The 6,644-nt window shown below is 70.1% G+C and carries 8 protein-coding genes; 4 read left to right on the forward strand and 4 right to left on the reverse strand.

Annotated elements, in window-relative coordinates:
* Window positions 1-48: 48 nt before the first annotated feature.
* Window positions 49-837, reverse strand: a complete 789-nt coding sequence (locus ACZ7JA_RS35090) for a hypothetical protein (protein ID WP_351673138.1) — start codon at window positions 835-837, stop codon at window positions 49-51.
* A 151-nt stretch (window positions 838-988) separates the two neighbouring features.
* On the opposite strand from ACZ7JA_RS35090, the gene ACZ7JA_RS35095 reads away from it, so the two are divergent.
* From ACZ7JA_RS35095 to ACZ7JA_RS35105, 3 genes are all read left to right on the forward strand, one after another.
* Entirely contained in the window at window positions 989-1,780 is a 792-nt protein-coding gene (locus ACZ7JA_RS35095) for an ABC transporter ATP-binding protein (RefSeq protein WP_351673136.1), read from the forward strand.
* A gap of 111 nt (window positions 1,781-1,891) precedes the next feature.
* On the forward strand, window positions 1,892-2,323 hold the full coding sequence (locus tag ACZ7JA_RS35100; protein ID WP_351673134.1) for an NfeD family protein: 432 nt from the start codon (window positions 1,892-1,894) through the stop codon (window positions 2,321-2,323).
* A 111-nt stretch (window positions 2,324-2,434) separates the two neighbouring features.
* On the forward strand, window positions 2,435-3,403 hold the full coding sequence (locus ACZ7JA_RS35105; RefSeq protein ID WP_351673132.1) for an SPFH domain-containing protein: 969 nt from the start codon (window positions 2,435-2,437) through the stop codon (window positions 3,401-3,403).
* A gap of 81 nt (window positions 3,404-3,484) precedes the next feature.
* On the opposite strand, the gene ACZ7JA_RS35110 is transcribed toward ACZ7JA_RS35105, so the two are convergent.
* From ACZ7JA_RS35110 to ACZ7JA_RS35120, 3 genes are all read right to left on the reverse strand, one after another.
* Window positions 3,485-3,991: an HNH endonuclease gene (locus ACZ7JA_RS35110; RefSeq protein WP_351673130.1), complete on the reverse strand. Its 507-nt coding sequence runs from the start codon at window positions 3,989-3,991 to the stop codon at window positions 3,485-3,487.
* Window positions 3,992-4,158: 167 nt separating this feature from the next.
* Window positions 4,159-4,698 carry a YbhB/YbcL family Raf kinase inhibitor-like protein gene (locus ACZ7JA_RS35115; protein ID WP_351673128.1) on the reverse strand — a complete coding sequence of 180 codons (540 nt, stop codon included), beginning with the start codon at window positions 4,696-4,698 and terminating at the stop codon, window positions 4,159-4,161.
* A gap of 43 nt (window positions 4,699-4,741) precedes the next feature.
* Entirely contained in the window at window positions 4,742-5,524 is a 783-nt protein-coding gene (locus tag ACZ7JA_RS35120) for a sporulation protein (RefSeq protein ID WP_351673126.1), read from the reverse strand.
* Between the two features lie 100 nt (window positions 5,525-5,624).
* On the opposite strand from ACZ7JA_RS35120, the gene ACZ7JA_RS35125 reads away from it, so the two are divergent.
* A complete protein-coding gene (locus ACZ7JA_RS35125) occupies window positions 5,625-6,275 on the forward strand; it encodes a DNA-3-methyladenine glycosylase (RefSeq protein ID WP_470812408.1) in 651 nt (216 codons plus the stop codon).
* Window positions 6,276-6,644: the final 369 nt, after the last annotated feature.

The raw sequence follows: 6,644 nt of genomic DNA on the forward strand, positions 1-6,644 counted from the left end.
GGGAAGGCCCGCGGTCCCGTCGCGGCCGGCACCAGGGCGCCAGCAGGCTCAGCGCAGGCCCCGCTCCCGCTCCTCCACCATGGAGTTGTACGCGGCCACCTGCGCCCGCCGCGCGGTCCGCTCCACCGGCCGCAGCGCCGCGCCCCGCGCCGCCATCTCCGACGCGCTCACCGCACCGCCGTGCCCCTTGCCGTACGCCAGGGACACCAGCAGACCCACCCGCTGGGCCAGCTCGAGCACCCGCACCGCACGCGGCGGGTACCCCGGGGCCAGCACCTCCCGGCCCCGCTCGGCCCGCGCCCGGTACGCGTCGATCGCCGCCTCCGCCACCGGCCCCGACCCGGCGACGTCCAGCTTCGCCAGCACCTCGGTCGCCTCCCGCAGCGCCTCGGCCAGCTCCCGCTCGGCCTCACCCAGCGAGGGCACGTCGGCGGGCGGCGCCTCCCGCACCGGCAGCACATGCCAGACCACCTCGACATGTACATCACCGTCCGGACCGGCCGAGTGGACCTCCGGAACCAGTCCGATCGCCGCCCCGAAGCAGAGCACCGCCTCCTCGGCCTCCAGTGCCCGCGCGTTGAAGTCCGGCGGACCGCTCAGCCCCAGCGGATGACCGGGCGCGGGCAGCGCCACCCGCAGGCCCGTCACCCCCAGCGCCCGCAGCCGGCCCAGCGCGAGCGTGAGCCCGGCAGGCGCCGGATCACCCGGCAGCCCCTGCACCCGGTGCACGGCGTCCTCGCCCACGACGGCGAGCGCGGCGTCATCCGGAGAGACAAGTCCGGCCAGAAGGGCGTTTCCCCAAGCGGCGAGGCGTCCTGAACGCGGTTCCGAGAGCATGCCCCCACCCTAAGGACCGGACCGATGGAATGGTGCGGGGCACTCGTGGCGTAGATTTCATAGGGGCTGCGCCCACCGGCGCGGCGGCCCGAGCCACAGGCGTACGCGACCAGCCGAGACCGGCCACACTGCAAGGGGAGACAACGCGCTCATGAGCGATGTTCTGGAGCTTCAGGACGTATCCGTGGTCCGTGAGGGCCGGGCTCTGGTGGACCAGGTCTCCTGGTCGGTGAAGGAGGGCGAGCGCTGGGTCATCCTCGGCCCGAACGGCGCCGGCAAGACCACCCTCCTGAACGTCGCCTCCAGCTACCTCTTCCCCAGCAAGGGCACCGCCACCATCCTCGGCGACACCCTCGGCAAGGTCGACGTCTTCGACCTACGCCCCCGCATCGGCGTCGCCGGCATCGCCATGGCCGAGAAGCTCCCCAAGCGCCAGACCGTGCTCCAGACCGTCCTCACCGCCGCCTACGGCATGACCGCCGGCTGGCAGGAGGAGTACGACGAGGTCGACGAGCAGCGCGCCCGCGCCTTCCTCGACCGCCTCGGCATGAGCGACTACCTCGACCGCCGCTTCGGCACCCTCTCCGAGGGCGAGCGCAAGCGCACCCTGATCGCCCGCGCCCTGATGACCGACCCCGAGCTGCTGCTGCTCGACGAGCCCGCCGCCGGCCTCGACCTCGGCGGCCGCGAGGACCTGGTGCGCCGCCTCGGCCGGCTCGCCCGCGACCCCATCGCCCCCTCGATGATCATGGTGACCCACCATGTCGAGGAGATCGCCCCCGGCTTCACCCACGTCCTCATGATCCGCCAGGGCAAGGTCCTCGCCGCCGGCCCGATCGAGCTCGAACTGACCTCCCGCAACCTTTCCCTCTGCTTCGGGCTCCCGCTCGTCGTCGAGCAGGTCGGCGACCGCTGGACCGCGCAGGGCCTGCCCCTGTCCTGACGGCCGGTCGCACCCCCGCTGGACCGCGCAGGGCCTGCCCCTGTCCTGACGGCCGGTCGCACCCCCGTTCGCGCCCTGTCCGCCGCCGGACCGCGGTCCTACCATGACCCTGTGAACGACATCGACGCATGGGTGTGGTGGCTCGTCGGCGCGGCGGCGCTCGGAATCCCCCTCGTGGTCACCGCGATGCCGGAGTTCGGCATGTTCGCGGTCGGAGCGGTCGCGGCCGCGGTGGCCGCCGGTCTCGGCTTCGGCGTGGTGATCCAGGTGCTCGCCTTCGTCGTCGTCTCCGTCGCCCTGATCGCCGTGGTCCGCCCCATCGCCGCCCGGCACGGCAGCCAGCGGCCCCAACTGGCCACCGGTGTCGACGCCCTGAGGGGAAAGCAGGCAGTCGTCCTGGAACGCGTCGACGGCTCCGGCGGCCGCATCAAACTCGCCGGGGAGATCTGGTCGGCCCGCTCCCTCGACACCGGCCGCGCCTACGACGTGGGCCAGGAGGTGGACGTCGTGGAGATCGAAGGGGCCACCGCGATCGTCATCTGAGCCGTCCTGCCCACGAGTTGTGCGACGGTCTGTCAGACTCGACCAGCAAGATCCTCAACGGCGACTGGACCCGTTGAAGGAGCCGAGGCGGAGAGGGGTACGGGGAACACGATGGAACCGGTCATCATCGTCCTGATCATTCTGGTGGTGTTGGTCTTCATCGCCCTGATCAAGACCATCCAGGTCATTCCACAGGCCAGCGCCGCCATCGTCGAGCGCTTCGGCCGCTACACGCGGACCCTGAACGCGGGCCTCAACATCGTGGTCCCGTTCATCGACACCATCCGCAACCGCATCGACCTGCGCGAACAAGTCGTCCCGTTCCCGCCCCAGCCGGTGATCACCCAGGACAACCTGGTCGTGAACATCGACACCGTCATCTACTACCAGGTGACCGACGCCCGGGCCGCCACCTACGAGGTCGCCAGCTACATCCAGGCCATCGAGCAGCTCACGGTCACCACCCTGCGCAACATCATCGGCGGCATGGACCTCGAACGCACCCTGACCTCCCGCGAGGAGATCAACGCGGCCCTGCGCGGCGTCCTCGACGAGGCCACCGGCAAGTGGGGCATCCGCGTCAACCGCGTGGAACTGAAGGCCATCGAACCGCCCACCTCCATCCAGGACTCGATGGAGAAGCAGATGCGCGCCGACCGCGACAAGCGCGCCGCGATCCTCACCGCCGAAGGTACGCGCCAGGCCGCCATCCTGACCGCCGAGGGCGAGAAGCAGTCCCAGATCCTGCGCGCCGAGGGTGAGGCCAAGGCCGCCGCGCTCCGCGCCGAGGGCGAGGCCCAGGCCGTCCGCACGGTCTTCGAGGCGATCCACGCCGGCGACCCCGACCAGAAGCTCCTCTCCTACCAGTACCTCCAGATGCTCCCGAAGATCGCCGAAGGCGACGCCAACAAGCTCTGGATCGTCCCCAGCGAGATCGGCGACGCCCTCAAGGGCCTGTCCGGCGCCATGGGCAACTTCGGCCCCCTCGGCGGCGGTCAGCCGGGCAACGGCGGCAACTCCGTCCCCGCGCAGAACAACGGCCCCCACACGGAACGCCGCGAGAAGCCGTCGATCGACTGACACCGCACGACGCGACGACCCCGCGCCCTTCCACGGGCGCGGGGTCGTGTCGTTCCACCGCCGGAGCCGCGAATCCGGTGACTAGGCCGCTTCCCGCGTGAGCCACTCGGGGAGCGCCGCCATGTCCTCGTGTCCCAGGGCCAGCAGCATCGCATCGGCCGGCGTCGGCTCGAACGGCTCCCGCAGCAGGGCCATGCCGGCCTCCTCGGGAGTCCGGTTCGCCTTGCGGTGATTGTCCTCGGCGCACGCGGCCACCGTGTTCAGCCAGGTGTCCTGCCCGCCCTGCGCCCGCGGCAGCACATGGTCCACGGTCGTCGCCCTGCGTCCGCAGTAGGCGCACCGGTGCCGGTCCCGGACCAGCACGCCCCGTCTCGACCAGGGCGCTTGTCTTCGGAACGGCACCCGTACGTATCTGCAGAGCCTGATCACCCGGGGCGCCGGTATGTCGACCTCGGCACCGCGCATGCGCAGTACGGGATGGGCCTGTTCGACGACGGCCTTGTCCTGCAGCACCAGGACAACGGCCCGGTTCAGAGTCACCGTCGACAGCGGCTCGAAGCTCGCGTTCAGAACCAGCGTGTCACGCATCCAGCCCACCTCCCGTGCGCACCTGCCCACCCCCCGGCGGGCTCGGATCAACTCTGTACGGGCGCGCCGAGATGGACAACGCAATAAAAAATGCCCGCCCCTGATCACTTCCAAGACCAGAGGCGGGCAAACGTTCAATGAACGCTTGGCTGGATCGACGCGCTGCGTCAGCCCTCGGCGGGCGTCTCGTACTCACCGATGAGCTGGGCACGCGCGATCGCGTGGAACCGCAGATTGAAACCGACGACCGCCGGAGAGACGTCCGAATCCGGACCGAGCTTCTCCTGGTCCACCGCGTACACCGTGAAGACGTACCGGTGCGGGCCGTCGCCCGGCGGCGGCGCGGCGCCACCGAAGTCCTTGGACCCGTAGTCGTTGCGGACGTGCACGGCGCCCTCGGGCAGCCCCTCGAACTTGCCGCTGCCCGCACCCGCCGGCAGTTCCGTCACGGAGGCCGGGATGTCGAACAGCACCCAGTGCCAGAACCCGCTGCCGGTCGGCGCGTCGGGGTCGTAACAGGTCACGGCGAAGCTCTTGGTCTCGGCGGGGAAGCCCTCCCAGCGCAGCTGCGGCGAGGTGTTCCCCTCCGCCTGGACCTGGGCGCTCCCCAGCGTCGCACCCTCCTCGACGTCCTCGCTCGTCACCGTGAACGACGGGACGGGCGGATGGAAGTCGTGGGGGAGCGGCCGCCGCTTGAGCTCGGTCACCTCGGTACCTCCTGATCGATTACTGGAATCAGCAGTTCCGAGCCTAGAACCAGTTCCGCCTGGAGCCGACCTCGGACAGCCACTGGTTGAGGTAGGCCGCCCAGTCGGTCCCGTGGTAGTCGTCCAGACCCACCTGGAAGGAGCGGAAGGTGTCCGAGCCCTCGCTGAACAGACCCGGCTTCTTGTCCATCTCCAGGACGACGTCCATGGCGTGCTCGTCGGCCACGAAGCTCAGCTCAACCTGGTTCAGCCCGCGGTACTGGGACGGCGGGAAGAACTCGATCTCCTGGTAGAAGGGCAGCCGCTGCCGCGTACCCCGGATGTGGCCGCGCTCCATGTCCGCGCTCTTGAAGCGGAAGCCGAGCTGGATGAAGGCGTCCAGGATCGCCTTCTGCGCCGGCAGCGGGTGCACGTTGATCGGGTCGAGGTCGCCGGAGTCCACGGCGCGGGCGATCTGCAGCTCGGTGGACACACCGATGTTCATGCCGCGCAGCGCCTGCCCGTCGATCATCGTGACCGGCGTCTCCCAGGGGATCTCGAGCCCGAACGGCACCGCGTGCACCGCCCCCGCCTGCAGCTCGAAGGCACCGCCGAGCCGCACCTTGGTGAACTCGATGTCCTGCTTGTACTCCTGGTCGCCGCTCTCCACCTCGACCTTGGCCTGCAGGCCCACGGACAGACCCTCGATGGCCTGGTTCACGGACCCGCCCTGGATCCGCACCTCGCCCTGGACGACACCGCCCGGTACGACGTTGACCTCGGTGAGCACCGTCTCGACCGAGGCCCCGCCGGCCCCGAGGCTCGCGAGCAGCTTCTTGAACGCCATGACTCTCCCTTTACGAAAGGACCCTCGCCCCGTACAAACGCGATCGGGCCATCAGCGGTTCCGGCCGGGCGCACACCCGTCTGGGCTACCCTCGGAGGGCATGATCGCGCCCCCGGACCGTATGCCACTGCCCCGAGACTTCTTCGACCGGCCCGTGCTCCAGGTCGCACCCGATCTGCTGGGCCGCATCCTGGTCCGTACGACTCCCGACGGCCCGATCGCGGTACGCATCACCGAGGTCGAGGCGTACGACGGTCCGAACGACCCCGGCTCGCACGCCTACCGCGGCCGCACCGCCCGGAACGAGGTCATGTTCGGCGAGCCCGGACATGTGTACGTCTACTTCACCTATGGCATGTGGTACTGCATGAACCTCGTCTGCGGCCCCGAGGGCGTCGCGAGCGCCGTGCTGCTCCGGGCCGGCGAGGTCGTCGAGGGCGCCGAGCTGGCACGCGAACGCAGGGTTTCGGCCCGGAACGACAAGGAACTGGCCAAGGGCCCGGCCCGCCTCGCCACGGCCCTGGGGGTGGACCGCGCCCTCGACGGCACGGACGCGTGCGCGGCCGGCGATACGCCGCTGAGGATGCTGACCGGCACCCCGGTCGCGTCCGACCAGGTGCGGAACGGTCCGCGCACCGGGGTCGCCGGCGAGGGCGGCGACGGCGACGTCCACCCCTGGCGCTTCTGGGTGGCCAACGACCCGACCGTGAGCCCCTATCGGGCCCACGTGCCGAGGCGCCGCCGGAGTTGACTCCGCACTGGAAGGTGCGTAATGTGGCCCGAGCCGCTGAACCGGGTACGGCGATCGCCTGCAGCCGGAGCGGCCAACCCACTACCTAGCTACAACCCCTGAGCGGGGTCGATTGTGGCGCGCCCGCGCGTTCAATTCGAACTCGCCGGACTCGATTATGAGTCGCCGGGAGAATCGGCTAACGTAGTGAATGTCGAAAGGTCGACGGGCGAAAGCCCAAGGCCGGCCGGCAAATCCCGCCGACAGGGAATCGGACGCCGAGAGGATCTGATAGAGTCGGAACCGCCGGAAAGGGAAACGCGAGAGCGGGAACCTGGAAAGCGCCGAGGAAATCGGGTCGAGAAAAGATCTGATAGAGTCGGAAACGCA

Source organism: Streptomyces sp. NPDC038135, from assembly GCF_055601245.1.

Bases quoted from the DNA above. Each gene is read 5' to 3' on its own strand.
- ACZ7JA_RS35090 (WP_351673138.1), bottom strand. From the start codon at position 837: ATGCTCTCGGAACCGCGTTCAGGACGCCTCGCCGCTTGGGGAAACGCC.
- ACZ7JA_RS35095 (WP_351673136.1), top strand. From the start codon at position 989: ATGAGCGATGTTCTGGAGCTTCAGGACGTATCCGTGGTCCGTGAGGGC.
- ACZ7JA_RS35105 (WP_351673132.1), top strand. From the start codon at position 2,435: ATGGAACCGGTCATCATCGTCCTGATCATTCTGGTGGTGTTGGTCTTC.
- ACZ7JA_RS35110 (WP_351673130.1), bottom strand. From the start codon at position 3,991: ATGCGTGACACGCTGGTTCTGAACGCGAGCTTCGAGCCGCTGTCGACG.
- ACZ7JA_RS35120 (WP_351673126.1), bottom strand. From the start codon at position 5,524: ATGGCGTTCAAGAAGCTGCTCGCGAGCCTCGGGGCCGGCGGGGCCTCG.
- ACZ7JA_RS35125 (WP_470812408.1), top strand. From the start codon at position 5,625: ATGATCGCGCCCCCGGACCGTATGCCACTGCCCCGAGACTTCTTCGAC.